General features: G+C 67.0%; 20 protein-coding genes. 11 read left to right on the forward strand and 9 right to left on the reverse strand.

Translation table 11 applies throughout. The annotated features are described in order from the left end of the window. Nucleotides 1-43 precede the first annotated feature (43 nt). The 3 genes from ACI8U3_RS10655 to ACI8U3_RS10665 all read left to right on the forward strand — a co-directional run bounded on the left by ACI8U3_RS10655 (nucleotide 44) and on the right by ACI8U3_RS10665 (nucleotide 5519). The gene (locus ACI8U3_RS10655; protein WP_415014854.1) at nucleotides 44-3988 is read left to right on the forward strand and encodes a PIN domain-containing protein; all 3945 of its coding nucleotides are present in this window, start codon (nucleotides 44-46) and stop codon (nucleotides 3986-3988) included. Nucleotides 3989-4303: 315 nt separating this feature from the next. Next, complete coding sequence (locus ACI8U3_RS10660; protein ID WP_415014855.1) at nucleotides 4304-5215, forward strand: HEPN domain-containing protein; 912 nt, start codon at nucleotides 4304-4306, stop codon at nucleotides 5213-5215. 25 nt (nucleotides 5216-5240) lie between these two features. Then, nucleotides 5241-5519, forward strand: a complete 279-nt coding sequence (locus tag ACI8U3_RS10665) for a hypothetical protein (protein ID WP_415014856.1) — start codon at nucleotides 5241-5243, stop codon at nucleotides 5517-5519. A gap of 171 nt (nucleotides 5520-5690) precedes the next feature. Here ACI8U3_RS10665 and ACI8U3_RS10670 read toward each other — a convergent pair whose 3' ends face one another. Continuing rightward, nucleotides 5691-7748, reverse strand: a complete 2058-nt coding sequence (locus tag ACI8U3_RS10670) for a ParB/RepB/Spo0J family partition protein (protein ID WP_415014857.1) — start codon at nucleotides 7746-7748, stop codon at nucleotides 5691-5693. Between the two features lie 384 nt (nucleotides 7749-8132). Between ACI8U3_RS10670 and ACI8U3_RS10675 the strand changes: the two genes are divergently transcribed. Next, nucleotides 8133-8387: a hypothetical protein gene (locus ACI8U3_RS10675; protein WP_415014858.1), complete on the forward strand. Its 255-nt coding sequence runs from the start codon at nucleotides 8133-8135 to the stop codon at nucleotides 8385-8387. A 221-nt stretch (nucleotides 8388-8608) separates the two neighbouring features. On the opposite strand, the gene ACI8U3_RS10680 is transcribed toward ACI8U3_RS10675, so the two are convergent. From ACI8U3_RS10680 to ACI8U3_RS10705, 6 genes are all read right to left on the reverse strand, one after another. Then, a complete protein-coding gene (locus ACI8U3_RS10680; RefSeq protein WP_415014859.1) occupies nucleotides 8609-9226 on the reverse strand; it encodes a hypothetical protein in 618 nt (205 codons plus the stop codon). Then, nucleotides 9223-9933 (reverse strand): DNA-processing protein DprA, encoded by a 711-nt coding sequence (locus ACI8U3_RS10685; RefSeq protein ID WP_415014860.1) that lies wholly within the window; start codon nucleotides 9931-9933, stop codon nucleotides 9223-9225. Before ACI8U3_RS10685 ends, ACI8U3_RS10680 begins: the two co-directional genes overlap by 4 nt. 282 nt (nucleotides 9934-10215) lie before the next feature. Continuing rightward, nucleotides 10216-10662: a hypothetical protein gene (locus ACI8U3_RS10690; RefSeq protein ID WP_415014861.1), complete on the reverse strand. Its 447-nt coding sequence runs from the start codon at nucleotides 10660-10662 to the stop codon at nucleotides 10216-10218. Further along, nucleotides 10659-11903, reverse strand: coding sequence for a hypothetical protein (locus tag ACI8U3_RS10695; RefSeq protein ID WP_415014862.1), 1245 nt, complete (start codon nucleotides 11901-11903; stop codon nucleotides 10659-10661). Before ACI8U3_RS10695 ends, ACI8U3_RS10690 begins: the two co-directional genes overlap by 4 nt. Before the next feature lies 1 nt (nucleotide 11904). Next, nucleotides 11905-12564 carry a hypothetical protein gene (locus tag ACI8U3_RS10700; RefSeq protein WP_415014863.1) on the reverse strand — a complete coding sequence of 220 codons (660 nt, stop codon included), beginning with the start codon at nucleotides 12562-12564 and terminating at the stop codon, nucleotides 11905-11907. A gap of 606 nt (nucleotides 12565-13170) precedes the next feature. Beyond that, complete coding sequence (locus tag ACI8U3_RS10705; protein ID WP_415014864.1) at nucleotides 13171-14472, reverse strand: tyrosine-type recombinase/integrase; 1302 nt, start codon at nucleotides 14470-14472, stop codon at nucleotides 13171-13173. Between the two features lie 348 nt (nucleotides 14473-14820). On the opposite strand from ACI8U3_RS10705, the gene ACI8U3_RS10710 reads away from it, so the two are divergent. Then, a complete protein-coding gene (locus ACI8U3_RS10710; RefSeq protein WP_415014865.1) occupies nucleotides 14821-15030 on the forward strand; it encodes a cold-shock protein in 210 nt (69 codons plus the stop codon). Between the two features lie 64 nt (nucleotides 15031-15094). Here the strand turns inward: ACI8U3_RS10710 and ACI8U3_RS10715 are convergent, their stop codons facing one another. Continuing rightward, on the reverse strand, nucleotides 15095-16507 hold the full coding sequence (locus ACI8U3_RS10715; RefSeq protein ID WP_415014866.1) for a M28 family peptidase: 1413 nt from the start codon (nucleotides 16505-16507) through the stop codon (nucleotides 15095-15097). A gap of 139 nt (nucleotides 16508-16646) precedes the next feature. Between ACI8U3_RS10715 and ACI8U3_RS10720 the strand changes: the two genes are divergently transcribed. Genes ACI8U3_RS10720 through ACI8U3_RS10730 form a run of 3 tightly spaced genes read left to right on the forward strand, consistent with a single transcriptional unit; the run spans nucleotide 16647 to nucleotide 20104 of the window. Further along, nucleotides 16647-17723 carry a site-specific DNA-methyltransferase gene (locus tag ACI8U3_RS10720; RefSeq protein WP_415014867.1) on the forward strand — a complete coding sequence of 359 codons (1077 nt, stop codon included), beginning with the start codon at nucleotides 16647-16649 and terminating at the stop codon, nucleotides 17721-17723. Between the two features lie 57 nt (nucleotides 17724-17780). After that, nucleotides 17781-18533 carry an ABC transporter ATP-binding protein gene (locus tag ACI8U3_RS10725; RefSeq protein ID WP_415014868.1) on the forward strand — a complete coding sequence of 251 codons (753 nt, stop codon included), beginning with the start codon at nucleotides 17781-17783 and terminating at the stop codon, nucleotides 18531-18533. Next, nucleotides 18530-20104, forward strand: a complete 1575-nt coding sequence (locus tag ACI8U3_RS10730) for a putative ABC transporter permease subunit (protein WP_415014869.1) — start codon at nucleotides 18530-18532, stop codon at nucleotides 20102-20104. The genes ACI8U3_RS10725 and ACI8U3_RS10730 overlap by 4 nt, the downstream gene beginning before the upstream one ends. Here the strand turns inward: ACI8U3_RS10730 and mutY are convergent. Further along, nucleotides 20046-21119, reverse strand: coding sequence for an A/G-specific adenine glycosylase (mutY, locus tag ACI8U3_RS10735; RefSeq protein ID WP_415014870.1), 1074 nt, complete (start codon nucleotides 21117-21119; stop codon nucleotides 20046-20048). The two genes, ACI8U3_RS10730 and mutY, sit on opposite strands and share 59 nt — an antisense overlap. A 20-nt stretch (nucleotides 21120-21139) precedes the next feature. Here mutY and ACI8U3_RS10740 point away from each other — a divergent pair, with 20 nt between their 5' ends. The 3 genes from ACI8U3_RS10740 (at nucleotide 21140) to ACI8U3_RS10750 (ending at nucleotide 23082) form a co-directional block, all read left to right on the forward strand. Beyond that, nucleotides 21140-21694, forward strand: coding sequence for a DUF721 domain-containing protein (locus ACI8U3_RS10740; RefSeq protein WP_415014871.1), 555 nt, complete (start codon nucleotides 21140-21142; stop codon nucleotides 21692-21694). Between the two features lie 96 nt (nucleotides 21695-21790). Continuing rightward, on the forward strand, nucleotides 21791-22417 hold the full coding sequence (locus tag ACI8U3_RS10745; RefSeq protein WP_415014872.1) for a DsbA family protein: 627 nt from the start codon (nucleotides 21791-21793) through the stop codon (nucleotides 22415-22417). Nucleotides 22418-22419: 2 nt separating this feature from the next. Beyond that, the gene (locus tag ACI8U3_RS10750) at nucleotides 22420-23082 is read left to right on the forward strand and encodes a DsbA family protein (protein ID WP_415014873.1); all 663 of its coding nucleotides are present in this window, start codon (nucleotides 22420-22422) and stop codon (nucleotides 23080-23082) included. Nucleotides 23083-23084: the final 2 nt, after the last annotated feature.

The following is a 23084-nucleotide window of genomic DNA, read 5'->3' on the forward strand; positions in this document are numbered from 1 at the left end:
CATCCGATTCCACCAGCGATGACGAACGCACGATCGAGTCGGAATGTCCCATCTTGCAGCGACCCAGATCCCCAAACCTGCCGACGAACAGGCGTTCGAGCGCGGCTGTCTCCCGTTGTGGCGCCACATCTTGGGCGACCCCAATGTCCAGAAGGTCGGCCGGCGCGGCCAGGCCCAGGCGGGCGTCGATCTCTGGGGGCGGCGCAACCGCGATCCAAATCACCTGGTCGGCGTGCAATGCAAGCTGAAGGGCCCAGGCGGACAGCTGACGGAGAAGGAGATTCATGAGGAGGTCTACAAAGCTTTAGGCTTCACACCGCCTCTGAAAGAGTTCTTCATCGTCACTACCGCGCCGGACAGCGCGCCGCTGCAGGCCTTGGCGCGCCAGCTCACCCTCGATCAGCAGGCGCTCGGCAGGGACCTGGAAGTCCACGTCTGGGGATGGAACACTCTCGAAGACCGCATTTCCGAAAGCACTGAGGCCCGCCAAGCCTTTGACCCCAGCTTCAGCCCCTTCGGGGCTCAGGTGGTCGCCCAGGTCACCGAGCTCCAGACAACCCATGCGACCTTCGCCGGCGAAGCTCTGGAGGCCTTCGACGAAATGCGTTCGCAACTCGGGCGTCTGGTCAGCGCGGGTCTCGCTGCGCAGGTCGGCGACGACACCCGGCGGAATGCGGTCGAAGCCGCCCTGGACGGGCAGATCGACGACATCCGCGCTCTCCTGTCGGCTGGCGACGCCGCAGTTGCCCAGGCGCAATTCGAACGACTGCTGACCCGCGTCGGCGAAACCGCCTCCGGACGGATCCGGTTCCGGATCGAGGCCAATATCGGGGCCTGTCAGCTGGCCCTCGGCGCCGACGCGGACGCGGCGGCCCGGCTCATCTCTGCCTTTGATCACGCTCCCTCCGAACCCAAGGCCGTCATCAACAAGATTCTCGGCCTGATGCTGCAGGAAGACTGGGCCGCAGCCTTGGCGATGGGAACCAAGGCGCTGGCGGCGGGAAACCACGACCCGACCTTGGGCTCCTACGTCATACAGGCGGCGCATTTCGACAATGCGGTCGAGGATCCATTGTCCCTTGTTCCCGAAGCTCTGTGGGACATGGCCGAGGTTCGAGTCGCCGCCGTCAACTTCATGCGCCAACGCGGCCTCGAGCGTTGGCGCGAAGCCGCCAGGAACCTGGTGGACGCCTTCGCCGACAGTGAGCACGCCCGCCGGATGGCGGCGGAAGCCGACCTCGAAGACGGCCTGAACGATCCCCTTTTCGAGACCCGCCGTCAGTTGCCGCCCGAGGTCCGTAAACGCGTGACGGCCGCCACGCACACGCTCCGAGAGCTATGGGACAAGACGCGGCAGGCCAAGACGCCACCGCGGGAGGAAAACGCCGGTCTGTGCGCCAACTTGATCCTGGGCCTTCACGTCCTGGACGATCTCGCTGCGGCCGTGGAGGTGGCTGGACAAGGCATGGACGCTTTCTCGAACGACGCCGAACTGGCCCGATACGCGGCGATCGTCGGGCTGGACGCCGGATCCGAGGATCTCGTCAACCGCGTCCTCCCCCTGCTGGAGCAGGAACCTGCGGGGCGGCTCGTCGCGTTTCGGCACTACGCCAACGAGGGACGATGGACCGAGGTCGAGCGACTGTTCGCCGACGCCCGCGCCGTCGCGCCGGCGTCGGAGGTCGCGGTCATCGAGGCGCTTGGCGGTCTGGCCGCCCTCAAGACCTCAGGCCAAGATCTCGCCGCCGGTCTCGGCGTGTTGCTGGGTAAGGTGAGCGAAGACCCGCGGGCCGCGATCGTCATCGCGAGCGCCGCACGGACCGCCGACTTCGAGGCCGTGGAAGACGAGGCCTTCGAAAAGGCGCGCCGTCTTCTGACGCCCGACAGCCATATCGCCCGCCGCCTGATGGTCGCGCGCCACGCCGTGCGGCGCGGCGACTGGAGCGTCGTCGCCGACGCCCTCGACGGCTGGGTCGAGACGACGATCGACAGCGAGGAGCTGCGGATCCTCGCTCGCGCCTATACCAACGAGACTCCGGTGCGCCGGCGCGGGACCCGGTTCTTCCAGAATCTCGATCAGGCGCTGAAAGCCCTGCCCGCCTACAGCCAGGCAGAAGGCCTGTTCCACTTTAACCGCGGCGCCCTGGGCCACGCCATCGAGCCTCTACAACGCGCCTGTCAGGCCGGAAAGCTCATAGCCACCCTCGCGCTCCTCGAGGCGCTTCGGCGGCTGGGCCGGGACGAGGAGGTCGCATCGACAGTTCGCGGCATCGATCCCGCGTCCCTGAGAGGGGATCCCGACGACAAGTTGCGCTTCGCCATCGCCATGCGAACCGCAGGCGACGTCGAAGGCGCCGCCCGGTTTGGCTATGAAGTCCTGAGAGCCCACCCGGACGACCCCGATGTCGCTATAGCCTATTTCGGCCTGATGGTTGGCGACAGCGGCGATCGCCTCATCCCCGCGGCGGCTGCCGTGGCTATCGACACCTGGTTCTCGGTGACAGCGGACAATGGAGACAAGGCCGAGTTCCTGATCGTTGCGAGCGGGGCCCGGGCGAGCGACCACGAGGCGACGCCAAGCCACCCGCTCGTGGAGCCCGCGCTCGGCAAGGGCGTGGGCGAAACCTTCGAGATCGACATGGGCCTGACCGGAGTCCGAACCTGGACGATCAAAGAGATCAAACACAAATACCTGCACGCTTTCCACGACATCTGCCAGAATTTCGAGGCCCGCTTTCCGACTGCGCGAGGATTGTGGCGGATCACTGTTCCCGAAGACGACATCACCCCCGCGCTCGATATGGTCAAACGCCTGGGTGAAGCGGATGACCGGAAAGCCGATCTGTACCTCGAACGGGGCCTGCCGCTCAGCATGGTGGGCGTGCATGTCACCGGCGGTAGCATCTCGTTCGCGGACTATGTGCGTAATCGCGATAGGGATATCGCGACCGCTGTGGGCCTCGAACGCGAGCGCGCCGTCGCCCTAGAGGCCATCGAGGAGAAACGAAGCCACGGCTTGGTCCTCGACACCTACGCGGTCTGGACGGTCGCGACGATGGGCGCGCTGGATGTGCTGGCGAAGGTATTCGGTACGCTGACCATCGCCCAGTCGACGATGGACGAACTGCGGCGGCTGGGGGACCGGATCACGCCCCAGAACGGAGAAAGCCTGAGCCTGGGGTGGAGCAACGGAAAGTTCACTGGCCACCGCCTCGACGCCGACCAGGCGGCCGAGCGCCTGAGCGCCTTCAACGAGACTGTCAGCGCGATAGAAGAAGCCTGCGTGATCGCGCCCGTCGATGCGCCGGACGCGCTAACGCCGCTTGAGGAAACCATCGCCAAGGCCTTCGGCCCCGACGTCCTCGATCCTGCTTATCTCGCCGGCGACTGTCTTTTGCTGTCGGAGGATCGCTATTATCGCGACGCGGTGGCGCAGATGCAGGGGGTCGCCTCGGCGTGGCTTCAGCCTGTCCTGATGTGGGCGCGTGAGCACGACCTCCTGTCTGTGAACGAATACGCCCGGCATATGGTCAAGCTCGCAGCGAGAAGACATGGTCATCTGGGTGTCGACGTCCTGACGCTGCGCCTCATCGCCGTGGAAGACAACAGCGAAACCCTGTCCGACTTCACTTCGCTTTGCCGATACCTAGGCGGCCCGCATGCGGAGATGATCTCCCATGTGTCGATCGTCGTGCATTTCATCAACGGAGCCTGGAGCGACCCCGACCTGAGCCCGCTGAAGGCGATGAAGGCGACCAGCATCCTGCTGACGGCGATGACGAGAGAGAAATCCCGGCCCTGGGCACAGGTGCTGGCGGTGCTGCGCCTCGAGCTACAGGCGCGACCGGCCCGCTTCGTCCTGCAGTGGGCGCAAGGGCATTTCCTGCCCCACGCGGAACTCGCAGCGGCGGAAGCGGAGCTGAGATCGCCGGCAGGTCTGGAAATTCGCGCGGCAATCCGCAACTACGGCCGTCGAGAGCCGATCTGAGGCTCCGGCGAACCTATTCAACCCTCCGTGGCCCAACACTACCCGCCCGAAGCCGCCGCTCCCGAGGTCCGCTTCGAGCCCAGAGCAGACATGGAAAAGGTGCGGGCGTTGGAACCTCTGTGGGGAGGCCCGGGACTTTCGGGCTGCGCCGCGACGATTTTCCGGAGAACCGGCCCTACGGCGAACAGACGACGCCCTATGGAACCGGCGCCCGCGACTGCTAGCGTAGCGATTATGAGCGCGGCAGCCTAGTTGTGTGCTGATCGGCTCGTTTCGACTCTTGCGTGTCGGCTCGGCATTTCGGAGACTCCGGGCATGAAACGTCCGCTGAAGAAACTGCCGCTCCCCAAGCAGCGCGAGCTCGACGCCGCCGTCGAGATCATCCAGGAGGGCTTCGCCAAGGCCGTCTCCACGCGGCGGGCTGACCGGCTGAAGAACGGCCGCATCCTCAAGATCGTCCTGTTCGGCAGCTATGCGCGCGGCGACTGGGTCCATGATCCGGTTGGGCGTTATTTCTCGGACTTCGACCTGCTGGTCGTCGTGGACCATGAAGACCTGACCGACTTCGAGTTCTGGGAGGACGTGGAGAAGCGCCTCCTGGCCGAACTGTCGGCGGGCGCCATGCGCACCCCCGTGAGCCTGATCGTCCATAGCCTGAACGACGTGAACTGGAAGCTGGAGCACGGGCGCGGCTTCTTCATCGACATCGCCCGCGACGGCGTGGTCCTGAAGGACACGCCGGGCGTCGCCTTCTCTGAGCCGCAGCCCCTGCCCCCGTCTACGGCGCTGGAAGAGGCTACGGAGTATTTCGAGGAGTGGAAGGAAAGCGAGGCCGGCTTCGCCCGTCTCGCGGCATTCGCGATGACCAACGGCGATCTCAAGCACGCCGCGTTTCTGCTCCACCAAGTGACGGAAACGCTCTATCAGGGCCTCCTGCAGGTCCTGACCTTCTACTCGCCCAAGAGCCACAACCTCATTCGCCTCCGCAACATGACAGAGCCGCTCGAGCCTCGGCTCCGCCAGGTCTGGCCCCACGACACCAAGTTCCAGAAGCGCTGCTTCGAACTCCTTCGCGCCGCCTATGTGAAAGCGCGCTACTCACGCCACTATCGCATCACCGACGAGGAACTGGCCTATCTGACCGAGCGGATTGACGTCTTGCGCGCGGTTGTCACGGAGGCCAGCGAAGAACGCCTCGCCGAGCTCCGGCGAGCGGCGGCACAGTAGGCACTCTCTCTCACACAGGCACCCCATGACGAAATCACGCAAACCAACCGACTGGAGCCGTTTCAGCACGGCGCAGGTGTTTATCCTTTGGGCCACCAACGCTGTGGTGGCGGCATTCTACGGATATGTCGTGGGCTCCACGCTCCCGTCCTATGCGGAAGCGCTCAATGCCGTCTCTAGTCCGGCCGATTTCGGGGGCCTGGGCTTGGCCGTGACGGCCATACTCGCGGTGCTCGTCACGGGGGCCATCGCCAGTGGATTCGTCTCGGAGAAGGCCCGAACCGTCCTCCTGGAGAGAATGTAAGAGCGCCTGCCAAAGGCCGGCGACGGATGCCGCCGTTCCAGCCATTCATCTTTTGCAGGCGAGCCGACTAAACACGCCGACAGTCTGGCCAGTGTTGTTTGAGCTACAAAAAAGAGCCGCGCGGCCCCAAAGGCCGCGCGGCGAGTTTTCCTCTGATCTTCGTCCGGACGGCTATTCCGCCGCGAACGGATAGGCGTCGTCATCCGGCGGCGCGGCGGCGTCGCCCGCCACCGCCCTGCCTTCCCTCCCGGACGCCGCCTCGACCGGCTGTGTGCGCAGCACCGGCGGCAACCATCCCCTGCCCTCCAGCAACCGCTCCGCCGCCTCGGCCATGTCCGCCTTCTTCATCCCGGCGATGCGCCCGGCCTCCTCGGCGCCGACCGCCTCGGTCACCGCCTCCAGAATGTGCGCCTTGGACACCCGCGAGAAATATCCTTTGGCCGTGGCCGACCAAGCCCCGCTCATGTCCAATCCAACCGCTGTCGCCAGCGTCTCGGCCTGCGCCAGCGCGCCGGGCCTGCGGTCGTGGGGGTCGCGCACGGCGTAGAGGCCCACGCCTGTGCACACCGCCAGCAGGTCCAGCAGATCGGCGCCGCCCATGGGCGCCAACACGGCCCACAGGTCTTGCGGGTTCTCCGGAAGTCGAGCGCCCCACGCCTCCAGCCGGTCGGCCACGCGGCGTCCGTCCTGACCGTCGCTGACGCCCGGCGCCAGCCGCTCCAGTTCGGTCACGGTCAGACGCAGCTGCAGGGGCGTCCACTGGCCATAGCCCGGATAGAACACCTGCAGGGCGATGGCGTGGACCATCACCGCCAGCGCGACGGCGGAGTCGGCCTGCACCGCATCACGCAGGCCCATGGTCCTGTGGGCCGTCAGGTCCATCACCAACCGGTCCGACAGAGGCGCTGGCGCGTCTTCCGCCCCGCCGTCCGGACCAGCATCCGCCGAGGACGCCGCCGCATCCTCGTCCGCGTCATCCCCGGCCCAGGGCGGCGGTTCGGGGGCGACGGCGTCCTCGGCCTTGACCAGACCCCGCTCGAAACGGACCTCTCCGTCATGGCCCAGCAGGATCATGACCCCGGCCCGCGCCCTGGCCTCGGGCGCATAGTCAAAGGCGGGACCGAAGGCCTGCAAGGCCCGGTCGATCTCCTCCAGCCGCGCGTCCACCTCCGGCGGCAGGGTTTCCGCCGCGTCGGTGTCGGAGACGAGCCGGTCGTATTCCCCGGACAGGGCCGCAATCTCGGCGGCCTCGGCCTCGGAGCGCACCGTCTCCACCGGATAGACCCGCGCGAGGGCGGCGACCTCGGCGTAGTCCGATCCGGCCTCGGCCCATTTCCAGCCCTCACGGACGCGCACGTCCTCGGCCAGCGCGGCCAGCTTCTCGCTGACCAGCCGGTCCAGCAGGGCCGGGTCCTCCAGCCAGCCGCCGCCGTCCTCGGTGAACAGGTCGCGCAGGATCGACCCGCCCGCCGTCTCATAGGCCTCGACGCCCACGAACACGGCCCGGCGGTCCCCCGCCGACACCTTGGCCTCGGTCATGGCCCGGCGAATGGTATAGGCGGGGGCGTGCGGCCCCGTCTGCGCCAGCACCTGCCGCTGCCGGTCCTGATCCTCACTGACGCAGAAGGCCGTCAGCTGGTCCAGCGCCAGCGCGCCGTCCCGGTACGCCGCCATCAACTCCGGCGCCGCCGCCCCGAGCCGCAGCCGCTGGCGCACCACATGGGCCGAAACGCCGAACCGCGCCCCGATCTCCTCGGGCCCGTAGCTCTTCTCGTCCGCGAGGCGCCTGAAGGCCTCGAACTGGTCGGCGGGATGCATGGCCTCGCGGGTGATGTTCTCATCAAGGCTGATTTCATGGGCGTCATTGTCGGCGTCCACAATCACCCGCACCGGATGGGTCCGCTTGACCGCCTTGCGCCGGACCAGCATGCGCAGCGCCTGCCGCCGCCCCTCGCCGATGGTGACGAGGTAGGCGCCCGTAGGCGCCCCCTCCCCGTCCCGCTCGACCTCCACCACGGGCGGCTGCAACACCCCCTTGGCCTTGATGGACGCGGCCAGCGCCTCCAGCGCCGCCGCCGAATGTTTCACCCTCCGGGCGTTGCGGGGCGACGCCTTGAGCCTGTTCAACGGCACGGTGATCTCCGCACCGTGCGTCAGGTCCGTAAAGGTCTCCGCAGCGGCGGCGCCAGCCGCCGCTGACGAACGGGATTGAGTGGATTGAGCAGTCATGTCTGCCTCCTTGGGTCAGGGTTTGCAGGCGCAAGGCGCGCCTGAAACCCTGCCCGTCGGCGAGACCGGGGTAGCAAGGGCCAGGGCGGACCGGCCGGAGGGGGATCGCCCGGGCTGCACAAGCCTCGCACCCGTGACCCTGGTGATCATCATCGCCGGCGCGGAAGCCCGGGGAGACCGGCCGGTCCGGCGCCGAAGGCGCTTCACCCTGGCCCGCGCGAGGGCGGAGCCCTTAGCCCTTCAGCGCGACCCGTGGCTTCGGCGCCCCCTTCCGAATCGGCGCTAAGGTGACCGCTCACGGGCCAGTTCTGGTCCCCCAATGGAGTCTGCATGACGCCCCCTGCCCCCCCAATTCGCCCGACCTGCTACGCCCGCGTGATCCTCATGGCCGCCAGTACCCAACTCCCGAAACAGCACTATCTGGTCGCCGGCTCCAGTCCGTCCCAGATCAATGGCGTGGCCGTCGGCCTGCGGGACGGACACCCTCAGGCCGACGATTTTCTGACAAAGACCGTTCAGGCGTCGGACGTGCCCGAGCACGTGCTGTTGCAGAACGGCGAGTCCCTTCCGTTGGGCGTGGAGTTGAGCTGGTTCGACAACGACCTGGGGAAGGTTGATTGGTCGAAGCTCAAGCCGTGATTCCTCCCAGCCGTCAGCTGGCGAAGAGCAGGTCGCAAGTGGGCGGACGTCGCGCCGGCTTCCTCACTGAGCGAACGCCGGGGAAGCCATGAGTCTTGTCGAACCGCCTCCCGCGGGACAGGCGGCGCCGTTAGCCGGCAAGTCGCCAGATTTGAAGAATTAATGAGCCCTAAGCCCTGTTCGTCATCCATGACGAATAGTTGGACCCTTCATGGCTGTGGTCACGTCGGAAAGACGCGTCGCGCCACGAAGAGACCGAAGATGGTGGCGGCCGGAAATCTTTGCGCCAATACGGTTCGCATGGCGCAATAGTGTGTTCCCGCCGTGAGGACATCGTCCATGATGCCGATCGTCACCGGCGCGGGTTCCGCGATCGTCTCATCGATCCGATACGCCGCAAGCAGTTCCTCCACGGAGACCCGCTCGCCGTCGCCGACCTCGTGGGAGGCGCGCAGGCTCTGCGTCTGGCGCACGAGAGGCCGGACATCGAGACCAGGCAGGATGGCGCGGGCGACCTGGGTCATGCGGTCGTCAAAGTCCGGATGATCCGCCGCCTTCGATCCCGGAATGGGCACGAGGGTGGCGCGCGCCAGCCAAGCTGGGTCCAGGCCTTCCCTGAAATAGCCCCCACACTGGGCGATGGCCTGGGCCTTGTAGCGGCGCTGGCTTTCCGAGCTAGTCGGCTTCTTCTTGAGATTGTTGATCAAGCTGTTCGTCGCGCTGAACGAATAATCCCGTCCGCTGGTGTACTCGAAGAGATAGAGGCAGCGGTCACCCGGGCCCAGTCGGGTGTGATCGGCGCGATTGCCGTCGTCGATCTCGCTGAACCGGACCGTCACTCGAGGGCGGCCCAGATGTCGTCCATTTTGCGCACCCGGATCGCCCCTTCAGCGGCGAAACGAGCCGGCCAGGTCAGATCGCCTCGGGTGAAGCACGAGTCGAGTATGAACAGCTTGCGGCCCTGATGAAGGGCGGCGCGCGCCTGCGTCAGGGTGCCGGACGTCTCACCGGCCTCGACGATGACCGTTCCTTCGGTCAGGGCGCTCATGGTGACGTTGCGTTCCGGGAAGAACAGCCGGTTCAGATTCGGGTTCTGCTTGCCGTACCGGAGCACGGGAACCTGGGAAATCAGTAGCTGTTCGGCGGCGATCCGTAGTTGGAGGTCGCGGTTGGCCTTGGGATAGAACTGGCCCAGCGGGGTGCCGATGACCGCAATCGTTCGACCGCCGCAGGCGAAGGCGGCGGTATGGGCGGCCCGGTCGATGCCCTCGGCCAGACCGGACACCACGGTGAAATCGCGTTCAACCAATCCCTTGGCGATCTGGGCGGCCCGCTGCTGGCCGTCCTCGCTTGCCTTGCGGCTGCCCACGACCGCGATGGAACGGGTTTCAGTCAGTTCCCAGGCGCCTTGATAGTAGAGCATCTCGACGGGATGGCGGGCGTCTCTCAGCTTCTTCGGATAATCGCCAGCGTGGTTGATGCGGACACCGAACTGATGAACGCCAGACGTTTTCAGGGTCGCCAGCACCTCGTCCGCGGCCGCCATGGCGCTGGCGGGCGACACAAAGTCCGAGGGCATGGCCGATGGATCGCGGGCGAACCGTTCCGCTAGGGTTTTGAAGGTCGCACCCTGCTCCAGCCACAGGGCCTCATAGGCGCCTAGTTCGCGCTTCGGCGAGATCGCCGCGATTGCCGGTCCATCGGTTCTGACGGCCAAATTCATAGAATCGACTTTCCCATCGGATCGAGAATGCGCCAAGGCCGTATGAGCTTCAACGCGTGATGCTCCTGCCTGATGCCGCGTGCTTGCGACAAAATGGGACGTCAATCAGCCGAGTTCGCCCAGGACTTCTTCGATCTTCAGCTCGCGTTCGAACAGACGTTTAAAGGCCTGATCGAGTTCCTTCACCCAGGTCTCGCTCTCCGGGGTGGTGAGGAACCCCAGGATCTTCGGCGAGAACGGATCCTTCTGGAAATGGAAGGTGGCGTTGCGAAAAAGCCTGAGGGTCTGGAGATAGTCGCCCCGACCGAGGAGATCGTCGACAGCGTCATCCCGCAGCTTGAGCGTTTGGTAGCCCTCCACGACCACATAGAGCAAGCTGTACCAGACGCGCAGAACCTCAAAGGCGGACCATTGCTCAGCCAGCGCGGCCAGGGGTTCGGGAAGGTCACCGGCCTCCAGCCGCTCCGAAGACTTCATCGACCGGCGCAGGTGTACATTGACCGCATCAGCTGCCAGCCAGTGTTTGTGCAAAGCCGCGAGTTCGATGCTCATCGTCCGACGTCAGGCAATCGTGGCGACGACGGCCACACCACGCTCTCGAACGCCGCCACCGCCACCTCCAGGGTCTGCCGGCTGATGGAGACAGCGCCGACCGTACCGTCCACCCGGGTCGAACAGAGAAGATCGGGCTCGAAGATGGAGGAGGCGATCAACCCTTGGTCGGCGCGTCTGACCACTCGGTCGTCGATATGCTCCGCGGTATTGCGAACCTGACGGTCGACGACGGCCTTGATCGCCTTCACTGCCTGCTCAGCCTTGGTCTTGATGTGCGGCGGCACACCACGAAGGCTGGCTAACTTCACGAGGCAGTTCTCGACCACGACGAGATTGGCCACGAAGGCCTGGGCGCCGATCAGGCCTTGGGCTGCCAGGGGTCCGCCCAGACTGCGTTCGAGCCGGCGACCGTCGATTACGAAGCCCCTGTCGTCGCCTTGGTGGATCACATCGGGCCTGCGCGCCTCAAACAGGTCCAAGGCGGGTCGACACAGATCGAGCGCGGCTCGGCCAGCCGCCAGCAGACCAAACACTTCCGCTTCGGGAACTGGTTCCGGCTCTCGCGTGCGGCGCCTCCATTCGTGAACCTTGACCAGCCTGGCGTCGAGCCAGTCGCCCAGTTGCTCAACCTCCTCGATCGCCTCGAACAGCCGGTCGCGCGTGATCTTCACCGACGGCGTCAGAAACGAGTTCTGGCCGCCGCTGTCCTGCCATGTCCTGGCCTCTTCAGGACTGGCGAAGAAGGGCTGGGGGTGTTGGCGCAGGGTCCTGGCGTCATGGGACCTATGGAAGGACGTCAAATGTCCGCCGTGCTGGCTGAGATTGCGGGCGAGCACCACCTGCTCGATTACCGCGAACCGGACCGGACAGTCCGACCAGTCGGTCTCGAACACCTCGCCCAACGCCTCCCGGTACGCGGCGACAAATCCCCTCTTCATGAGCGCCTTGCCGCCCTGTTCGAAGGCGAAGCCGATCTCGGACTGCAGGGTATTGAAATAGAGCTTGAGCGTATCGGACAGCAGGGAGACGCAAGTCTGGCCGAGGAGGTCCGCTCCGGTCTCGGCGTCAAGCCATTGGGTCAGGAAGGCCGGCTCTCCGTCCTCGCTGTAAGGCGGGTTGTCGAACGGCGGCGCCTTAGTCTCGATCCGGTGCTGGATGTCGTGGAACGGAGCGACGCCTTGATCGTAGAACCCGCGCACGAAGCGGGTCCGCTCCTTCAGGAAAAAGTTGACGTCCACCTTAGCCCGGGGTCCCTAACGGTTCGGCCTGATGCAGATAGACGCCGACGATTTCGCCCAGTTCGCCCCGAATTGGTTCGCCCCGGAGGCGGTAGGTCTGATTGTCGATCAACCCGTCGCGGACGCCCGAAATCGGCACGAGCACGCCTCGGCCGCGCAGCAGCCGCGCGTACCATTCGCCATGTACGTTGAGCGCCGTCCCGTCCAGTCCGGGACCGGCCAGGGATTGGGACTCGCCTGCGGTCAGGACGTCTGCCGTCCGTCGGGGCTTCGGCGGCCTTGTCGCTTGGGCGAGATTTGCGAGCAGATCGGGAGCATCCTGTTGCCCGATGGTGACGTGAATCTCGCCATTGTTGACGATATTGATCTGCTGGGCGCGGCCCTTGGCGACAGGCTCGACTATCGACTTGACGAACTTCGCCTCCGCCGGTTTCAAAGAGGCGACACCGCCGTAGCGCAGCGCCTGGATCACCTGGCCGATATGGGCGGTGAAGGGCGCAAGCAGAGCAGAGGCGGTCTTGAAGGCGTCCCAGGTGTCGATCGCCCCCAGAATGATTTCAACGCTGCCCGGCTGCACAGCCTCTACGGTCAAGATCGGCTTGACGCCGCTGAACCGCTCGCCGGCAAACTGGACAAACGCTTTGTCGGCCGTGGTCAGCATGGCCGCCACATCGGTCGCGCGTGCGCCCCTGCTATCGATGACAATCCGCAAAGCCGCCCCCTCAAATTCGCCGGAAGCCTCGAAGGCCAGCCCGCGCCAGACTAGTTTCTTGTAGCCTGAGGTTGCAATCGATCCTATCCGGAGCGCGGGAATTGGGAAATGAATGCAACACCCATGGTCGCGAAGAGCCGGAGGCTGCGGCCGCTCTTCGCCGTGTGCGTATTCGAAACGAGAGGAAGACAAGATTGGTGCGGGCGGCCGGACTCGAACCGGCAAGGGCTTTCGCCCGACGGATTTTCGTACCACTTCGACTTTCGCCGCCGCCGCCAGAGCGCTCTGGGGACGTTCGTGGTCTGGACTATCCCTTCGCCATGGCCCTGAGGCTTTAGGCGCCGCCCGTCTAGTCTCTACACCTTCCCGTCCGAAGACGGGCTTGGCTCGGGATCGCCATCTGACAGGGTTCCCCGACTTTGAGCGGTTCTACGTCCGGGGTTTCCCCCGGCGCACTCAATCCTCAGCTTAAGTCCGTTGCGTCTACCAGTTTCGCCACGCCCGCAGGCTGAACCGGCTGTATAGCTTCGTTCAGATCGCAGCGCCAAGACGGGTTCAGTCGACGTCCGTCGCCTGAACCTTCGCCGCCCGCCCTCTGGCGGGCTTAGGCTTGCGAACGTTGATGGCCGAGGCGTCGAGCACGTTCTTGATGTGCGAGGCGTAGTATTTCTCGATCATCTCCACGCTGGTCCGGCAATTCTTGGCGACCTGATAGATGTCGGCCCCCTCCATCAGCCGCATGGAGATGTAGGTGTGGCGCAGACTGTAGGCGGTTCGCGGATTGCCCTCCCGATCCTTCTTCAAGCCGAGCTCGTCCAGCACCGCGTTGAGCAGTTCGCGCTGAACCAGGCCGAACACGAGATCGGTCGGCTGGCCGTTCTTGCGCTTGCGCACCCGCTCAAAGGGAAGCACCGCGCCCGGCATGCTCTTGCAGTAGCCGGTGCCGCGCTTGCCGCGCACCTCGATCTCCAGAATTCGCTCCCCGGTGGCGTCATCCTCGACGATGGAGACATCCCGGAACTCAAGGCGCTGCGCCTCGTCCGGCCGAAGCCCCGTGTTGACCATGAACAGAACGAAGTCGTGGAAATTCTCGCTCTGCGCGCGCCACCGCTCCTTCTTGGGATTCTTCGCCCGCTCGCGCGTGGCCTCATACAGCCGCCGGTACTCCTCGGGCGAGAACCAGGCGCGGTGGCTGACCTTGCCGGAGGCCCGATAGGGGCTCGACATGTCCGGAAGCGCGGCGATCCATGCCTTCCGGTTCGCTGTTTTCAGCACCTGCCGCAGACAGACCATCTCGTTGTGCAGCGTCTGCCGGCTCGGCCGTTTCCATTCGCGGACCTTTCCGATGCGCTCCCGGCCGTTCCTGGAGTATCGGACGCGCTGCGGCTCACTCGGAGGCGTCACCCGATGCACCCGGTACTCCTGAATGCGCCCGGCGGTGACCTGGGAGATCGGCAGGTCTCCGAAATACGGCAGCAGATAGAGCCGCAGGATGCGAGCCTTGCTGGCCACGTACTCGGCGTTGCGCTCGCCCAGAGTCATCGCCTCGAACTCCAGAAGGAACGCCGACGCGGCTTCGCGAAAGGTCTTCTCGCCCGGCTGGGGCTTCGGCGCTTCCACGGGGATCGCAGGCTGTCCGGCTGGAAGGACAATGCCGCCCCGGCGGCGCAGCCGATCCTCGGCGACACGATCCAGATACCACTCGCGGGCGTACTCCAGCGCGTAGGCGAGGCTCTCATGCCGGGTCGATTGGCGATGATTTCGACCGTTCAGGAAGGTCGCGCACTGCCAGAAGCGACTTTTTTCTCTGCGGTAAACATGGACCTTGCCGTCCATGAGCGTGTGGGATTCCGACACAACACCCCCTTGCCTTTCCGGCAGTGTGTAAGGAGTGTGTAAGTCTATAAATCGTACAACCGCTTGTTTTTAATACGTAAATTTACGGTGTTACGGTTTTAAGTCCCTTGCGTCTACCAATTCCGCCACGCTCGCGCGGGACCGTCCCGTAGCGATAAAGCCCGTCGCCGTCGAGATTCGCCTTGCGCCTTGCTTTCGCCCTCGTTTTCCCCCACCTTATGCCGGTCGATCTCTTTGCGTAACGCCCCGTTCTTCTATGCGACGCATTGAGGCCAGCCGTTTCCATTCAGACCCGACAGGCCGAACAGGGATGTCCCCTGCGGCCAATGCCTACTAGGAGGTCATGATATGGCTACCGGCACCGTTAAATGGTTCAACCCCACCAAGGGCTTCGGCTTCATCGAGCCCACCGACGGCGGCAAGGATGTGTTCGTGCACATCTCGGCCGTTGAGCGCGCGGGGATGGCCTCGCTGAACGAAGGCCAGAAGGTTTCCTATGAGCTGGAGCGTGACAATCGCTCGGGCAAGGAATCCGCGGGTCAGCTGCAAAGCGCCTGATCCTTCACGGATCGGATGAAGGGGCCGGTGTCGCAAGACACCGGCCCTTTTTCGTGGCCGAAGCCTATTCGGCGGACCGGAAGTCCACGTCGGAGTCCGCGATCAGCCACAGCAGCGCGGCCCAGGCGGCGACGTTCTGGTCCAGGTTCTCCGGCTCGATCCGGTCGATCACATCGTCCACCGTGTGGTGGGTGTCGAAATAGTCCGTGCCGTCCTGCGCCAGCCGGAAGGCGGGAACGCCCAGGGCCACAGTCGGGCCGGTGTCCGGTCCGCCGCCCCGCGCGGGCGCGCCGTCCCAGACGATGCCCAGCGGCGTCAGCACCCGCATGGCCGCGCGCTGGAACTCTGTCCCGCCCATGCCCGCGGGCAGGCTGAGCGCATAGATCGGCCCGGCGCCGAAATCGCTTTCTGAAATCGCCACATGGTTCGCGGCTTCATCGCTGATGGAGTCCGCATAGGCGCGCGCGCCGGCCAGACCTTGCGCCGGAGCCGGCTGGCTGACTTCCTCGGCGCCCCACCAGACCACGCGGATCGTGCGGCGCGGAGCCTCGGGCAGGTCGGCGATCAGCTTGAGGGCGGCGGTGGTGATGCCGATGCCCGACGCATCGTCGATGGCGCCGGTGCCCAGATCCCAGCTGTCCAGATGGCCGCCGATGGTGATGACTTCCTCGGGCCGCTCGCTGCCCACCACCTCGGCGATGACGTTCTGGGAGCGCGTCGGCTCGGCGAAGGCCGCCGTGGAAAACAGGCGGATGCGGATCGGCTCGTCGGTCATGGCCGCCATGCGGGCCAGCTGGTCCGCGTCCGGCGGGCTGATGGCGAAGGCGGGGACCGCGTCGTCGCTGACGGACGTGGCGCCGGTGTGGGCGAAGCGATGATCGTGGGTGCCCAGCGAGCGCAGCAGGAACCCGACGGCCCCGCGCCGCGCCGCCTCGGTCGGTCCCTGGAAGCGGATCACGGAGGTGGAGCCGTAACCGCGCCCGTCCTGGGCCCGGGGGGTGTCCTGCAGCACCACCGCGATCTTGCCGTCCAGCGCGCCTTCGGGCTGGTCCAGCAGGTCCTGATATGTGCGGAAGATCACGGCCTCGCCGGTGACGCCCTCCGCAGGGGTGGCCATGGCGCCGCCCAGGGCGGTGACAGTCAGCGGCTGCGGGAACGGCGACAGCACCTCGACCTGCTCGACGCCCCGGTTCCAGACTGACAGGGGAAAGTCCTCGATGCGGACGTTGGCGAAGCCCTGGGCGTTCAGAAAGCCCTCGCCCCATTCCGCCGCCGCGCGCTCGGCGTCCGTGCCGGCCATGCGGGGACCGAAGCGGGTGGTGATCTGTTCCACCACGTCATAGGCGATGGTGCCCTCCAGCGCCCGGTCGCGCAGGGTTTCTGCGGTGCGGATCGCCTCGGCGTCCTGGGCCATGGCGGGCGCGGCGATCAGGCAGGCGGCGGCGACGGACGTCGCCAAACGGGAAAGAACGGACAAGGACGCACCCTATGAGAGTCGAAACAGGCCGCGGACCCTAAAGCGTCGGCGCGAGGGCGCAAGCGCGCGGGAATCAACCGGTCCTTAACCGTGATGATTCACCAGTGTCAGCGTTACAGTTCACGCGGGGCCCTTCACCATGAGTATCAAGACCGATGTCGTTCTGAGGGGCGACTGCATCGAGATGTTGAAGGGCCTGCCCGACGCCAGCGTGGACATGGTCTTCGCGGACCCGCCCTATAATCTGCAGCTGGGCGGCGACCTGCTGCGGCCGGACAATTCCAAGGTGGACGCGGTCGACGACGACTGGGACCAGTTCGAGAGCTTCGCCGCCTATGACGCCTTCACCCGCGCCTGGCTGAGCGAATGCCGCCGGGTGCTGAAGCCCGAGGGCTCCATCTGGGTGATTGGCAGCTATCACAATGTGTTCCGGCTGGGGGCGGCGATCCAGGACCTGGGCTTCTGGGTGCTGAACGACATCATCTGGCGCAAGTCCAACCCCATGCCCAACTTCAAGGGCACCCGCTTCACCAATGCACACGAGACCCTGATCTGGGCCGCCCGCAGCCGCGAGCAGAAGCGCTACACCTTCAACTACGACGCCCTGAAGGCCTTCAACGAAGACACCCAGATGCGCTCCGACTGGACCTTCGCCCTGTGCACGGGCGAGGAGCGGATCAAGGATGAGGACGGCAAGAAGGCGCACCCGACCCAGAAGCCCGAGGCCCTGCTGCACCGGGTCATGCTGGCTGCCACCCGGCCGGGCGACGTGGTGCTGGACCCCTTCTTCGGCACCGGCACCACCGGCGCGGCGGCGAAGCGTCTGGGCCGCCACTTCATCGGCATCGAGCGCGAAGAGACCTACGCCAAGGTCGCCGAGAAGCGCATCAAGGCCGTGGTGCCGGCCAATCCCGAAGACCTGGCCGTCATGGGCTCCAAGAAGGCCGAGCCCCGGGTGCCGTTCGGCGCCCTGGTGGAGGCCGGCCTGCTGCGGCCCGGCGACCGCCTGTATTGCCCCAAGGGCGAGCGCGAGGCGCGGGTGCGCGCCGACGGCAGCCTGGCCCACGGCGAGCTGACCGGCTCAATCCACAAGCTGGGCGCCCTGCTGGACAACGCCCCGGCCTGCAACGGCTGGACCTTCTGGCGCTACAAGACCGACCGGGGCTTCCAGCTGATCGACGACCTGCGCACCCAGATGCGGGCGGGAATGCAGTGACGCGTTGACGCCCCGCCCCGCGCGCGCCACCGTGGTCGCGTGACAGGGGATGCGTAAATGAGTTCATCGGACACCGCCGCGCTTGAGTTGCGCGGCCTGAGGAAGGTCTTCAGCCGCCCGGCGGTGGATGATCTGGATCTGACCGTGCGCGCGGGCGAGCTGTACGCCCTGCTCGGCCCCAACGGCGCGGGCAAGACCACGACCCTGCGCATGGTGGCGGGCCTGACTCAGCCCACGGCGGGCTCGATCCGGGTGTTCGGCGTGGACGCCGTGGCCGATCCGGTGGAGGCCAAGCGCATGATCGCCTGGCTGCCCGACGAGCCCATGCTCTACGACAAGCTGACGCCCATGGAGTATCTGGAGTTCGTGGCCGGGCTGTGGGGCGTGGACGCGAAGACGGCGCGCAAGCGGGCGCAGGAACTGCTGGAATGGCTGGCCCTGTGGGAGCATCGCGGCGAGCGGTGCGAGGGCTTTTCGCGCGGCATGAAGCAGAAGGCTGCGCTGGCCGGCGCCCTGATCCACGAGCCGCGCCTGCTGATGCTGGACGAGCCGCTGACTGGTCTGGACGCCGCCATGGCGCGGCAGGTCAAGGACGTGCTGCAGGAAAAGGTGCGCACCGGCGCCACGGTGATCCTGACCACCCACATTCTGGACGTGGCCGAGCGCATGGCCGATCGCATCGGCATCATCCAGCACGGACGCCTTCTGGCCGAGGGCAGCCTGGCGGAACTGAGCACGCGCGCGGGCCGTCAGGGCGGCACGCTGGAGGATGTGTTCCTGGACCTGACCTCAGGCCCCGTGCCCGCATGATCCGGTTTCTGAAGGCGGGCTCGGTCCCCTGGCTGCTGGCGCACGAGGTGCGGCTGGCCTGGCGCGCCATGGACGGCAAGTCCTCCGAGAAGAAAGAGGGCCTGAGCGGCAGCAAGGCGGTGCTGATCCTGCTGGTGGGCGTAGGCCTGCTGGGGCTTGTGGGCGGCGGGGTCGGGCTGGCGTTTCTGGTCTGGCAATTTCCGGTCTCACCCAGCCCCATGGCGGCATTGATCGTCACCGGGGCCATGGGCGCGGTGCTGACCCTGATGCTGACCCATGCCATCAACGCCTCGGTGCAGGCGCTGTATCAGCGCGGCGATCTGGACCTGCTGCTGTCTTCGCCGCTGAAACCGCGCGTGGTGCTGACCGTGCGGCTCGTGGCCATCGCGGCGGCGACGGGGCTGCTCTACTATCTGCTGGTGACGCCGTTCGTGCTGGCGGCCTGGGCGCTGGGCCAGCCGCACTGGCTGACCCTGTACGGCCTGATCGCGGGACTGACCCTGATCGCCACCACCATCGGCCTCGGCCTGACCATGGCCCTGTTCCGCCTGATCGGGCCGCGCCGCACCCGTGTAGTCTCCCAGATAACCGCCGGGATCGTTGGCGCCTCCGCCTTCCTGGCCAGCCAGGTCTATAACTTCACCCGCCCGCGCGACGACGAGGAGGAGAGCGTCAGCGCCCTGGCTGAACTGTTCCAGGGATGGGCCGCGTCGGACGCCTTCCAGGACGGCGGCTGGGGGACATGGGCCCTGCGCGCCCTGGTGGGCGAGGCTTTGCCCCTGATCCTCTTCGTGGCGGCCTCATTGGTCGTGTTCGCCGTGACCATCTCGGCGCTGGCGCGGCGCTTCGCCGAGAATGCCGCCGCAGCCGTCGGTGACAAGGCCGGGCCGAAACCCCGCCGCGTGACCGACCGCGCCTTCGCGGCGGGCCTGACGCGGGTGATGGTGCAGAAGGAGCTGCGCCTGCTGGCGCGGGATCCGCAGTTGCTCAGCCAGGTGCTGCTACGGCTGCTGTACCTGCTGCCGCTGGGGTTCATCCTGTTCCGCAACGCGCAGTCGGGCGTGGGCGTCGCTTTCGGCGCGGGCGCCGTGGTGATCATGGCGGGGCAACTGGCGGGCAGCTTTTCGTGGATCACCATCTCGGCCGAGGACAGCCCGGAGCTGTTGCGCTCCGCGCCGGTTCAGCAAGGCCGCGTGGACCGGGCCAAGCTTTACGCCGCCCTGATCCCGGCCATGTGCCTGACAGCCATAGCGCTGGCGGGACTGGCGGTGATCGCGCCGCTGGCCACCGGGGTGGTGCTGATCGGCTGTCTCGCGGCCTCGGCCTCGGCGGGGCTGATCAATATCTGGCGTCAGAAGCCGGCCCAGCGCCGCGACTTCCAGAAGGGCAGCAAGGGCTCGATTCTGGTGGGCATCGCCGAGTTCGTGGTCGGCGCCCTGTGGGCCACGGCCACCGGCATGGCCGTCGGCGGCATGATCTGGGCCGCCCTGCCGGCGGCGCTGGCGGTGGGCTTCACCCTGATGCTGCGCCGCTCGCCCGAGAAGATCGCGGACGCCGCAGCGCTTTCCTGAATACGCTGGGCAGGGCCTGGGCGGCCTCGCCCTCGTTCGTCCAGATGAAGTCCCCCTGGCCGGTCGCCTCGAACACCGTCAGGGTCAGGGCGAAGTGGGTGAAGACGTGCTCCACCTGGCCGGTGGCGCGCCAGTCCGCCGGAAGCGGCGCGGCCTCGACCCCGGCGCCCGCCTCGTCCCAGGCGCTGGTGGGCAGGCCCAGCATGGCGCCCAGCAGGCCCTTGTCGGGCCGTCGCTCCAGCGCCACGCGCCCCCGCTCGTCCCGCAGCACGAACACCGCGCCCCTGCGTCGGGGCCGCGCGGCCTTCTTGGTCTTGAGCGGATAGCGGCCGGGATCGCCGGTCCGGAGGGCGGCGCAAGTGAACGCCACAGGGCAGCGGTCGCACAGGGGCGCCTTGGGCCGGCAGACAGTCGCGCCAAGATCCATCAGCGCCTGGGCCCAGTCGCCGGGGCGGTCGTCGCGCACCAGCGTGGCGGCCAGACGTTTCAGCTCCGGTTTGGCGGCGGGCAGCGGCGTTTCGACGGCGAACAGGCGGGCCATGACCCGCTCCACATTGCCGTCCACCACATTGGCGGGCCGGTCGAAGGCGATGGCGCCCACGGCGGCGGCGGTGTAGGCGCCCACCCCCGGCAAGGCCAGCAGACCCGCCTCCTGATCCGGAAACACGCCGCCATGGTCGCCCGCCACGGCGCGGGCGCAGGCCAGCAGATTGCGGGCGCGGGCGTAGTAGCCCAGTCCCGCCCACGCGGCCATCAGCTCGCCATCGTCCACCGCCGCCAGATCGGCCACGGTGGGCCAGCGCCGGGTGAATTCGAGGAAATAGGACGTGGCGTGGGGCACGGTGGTCTGCTGCAGCATCACCTCGGACAGCCAGACGCGGTACGGATCGGGCGGCACGCCCGCCGCGCGCTCATGCGGGCCGGTGCGCCACGGCAGGGCGCGGGCGTGGGCGTCGTACCAGTCCAGCAGGGCCGCACGGACCGAATCGACGAATTGGGGTGAGTCCGGCGTCATGATCGGGGCTATATAGGGCCATGCCCCGCCAACTGCCCACAGACGCCGAGGTCCGCGAGATTCTGTCGCGCAAACGGACGCGCCCCGCGCCCCGCCCGGCCCCGCCGGTGGGCCGCTCGCTGGCGCCCTTCATCCGCGAGCTGGACAAGAAATACGGACGCGGGGCCGAGGCGTTGCAGCCCCGCTGGCGCGAGATCGTCGGCGACCGCCTGGCCCGGGTCACCGAGCCGGTGAAGCTGACCAAGGGGCGCGGAAACGCCGGCGGGGCGCTGGAGCTGCGGGTCGCGGGCGCCGCCGCCCTGCTGGTCCAGCACCAGTCCGCCGAGATCATCGAGCGGGTGAACCTGTTCCTGGGCGCCGGGTCGGTGGAGAAATTGCGCATCTCGCAGGGGCCCGTGCGCGGGCTGGTCGATCCCGCTTCGCCCACCCGCCGAAGCCGCCCAGCGCCGCCGCTGGACGCCGCCGCCGAGGCCGAACTGGCTCGCTCGGTGGACGCCGCGCCCGATGCGGTGAAGGCCGCCCTGCTGAAGCTGGGGCGAGCAGTGATGCGGAGCGCGGGCGGCGATCAGCGTTGACAAACCTTCGCCGTCCTTGTTCTCGAATGTGAACCCCGCGCGCGACGCCCGAGAATCGCGCGATCATGCTGAATTCATCTGATTGAGGAGCCGCCCATGCGCCCGACCTTCCTGAACCGCCGCGCCGCAATGATCGCCGCCGTCGGCGCGACCCTGGCCCTGGCCGCGTGCGGCGGCAGCGGCACCGGGGCACCGGCCGAAGGCGACATGGCCAAGGGCGCGGGTGAAGACGCCGCGGTCACGGTGGTGGAATACGCCTCGGTCACCTGCGGCGTCTGTGCCGCCTGGAACGAGCAGGTGAAGCCCGAGTTCGAGGAACGCTACGTGGACAACAACCGCGTACGCTTCGTCTTCCGCGAACTGCCGACCCCGCCCCAGGACATCGCCGTGGCCGGTTTCCTGCTGGCGCGCTGCGCCGGCGACGACCGCTACTTCGAGGTGGTGGACCAGATCATGCGCTCGCAGCGTGAGTGGCAACAGGGCGTGTCGCCCCGCGAAAGCCTGCTGCGCATCGCCGCCAACGCGGGGCTCAGCGAGGAAGAGTTCACCCAGTGCGTCACGGACGAGGACGCCATCCTCGCCATGGACGAGCGGGTCCAGGCGGCCCAGCGCGCCGGCGTGACGGGCACACCCTACTTCACCGTCAACGGCCAGCACGTGTCGGACAGCTCGCTGGAAGGCCTTTCGGCCGTCATCGATCCGCTGCTCGAAGCCGAGGGCTGAGCGTGAGCCGGGCCGCATCCTTCCTCGCGGCCGCGATACTGGCCGCCGCCGCGTCTTCGGGCGCGGCGGCCCAGACGGCGGCCGGCGCGCATGAGGGACACGACCACGCCCCGGCCGAAGCGGTGGGGTCTGTCCCCGAGGTCACAGCCGACGATCGCATCCTGGGCGATCCGGACGCGCCAGTGACGGTGATCGAGTACGCCTCGTTCACCTGTGGCCATTGCGCCAACTGGCACGAGCAGGTCTTTCCCGAGCTGAAGGCGCGGTTCATCGACACGGGCCAGGTGCGCTTCGTCCATCGCGATCTGCCCACCCAGCCGCAGAACCTGTCGCAGACGGCGGCCCTGGTGGCCCGCTGCGCCACGGCTGATCAGTTTCCGGCCGTGGTCGACGCACTGATGTCGGGCCAGGAGCAAATGTACGACAGCCGCGACCCGGAGGCCTGGCTTATGGGCGCCGTGCAAGCTGGAGAACTGGGGCCGGATCAGCTGGAGACCTGCCTCAATGATCCCGGCGCCGGCGCGTATCTGGTCGCTACGGTTCAGGGCGCCAGAGACGCGGGCGTGACCGGCACGCCCAGCTTCTTCGTCAATGGCGAGCGAACTGACGGCGACCTGGCCAGCCTTGAGGCCGCCATCACGACCCTGATCGATCAGGGCGGCTGATC

Origin of the sequence: Brevundimonas sp. (assembly GCF_047617075.1) — a bacterium.
Lineage (GTDB): Bacteria > Pseudomonadota > Alphaproteobacteria > Caulobacterales > Caulobacteraceae > Brevundimonas.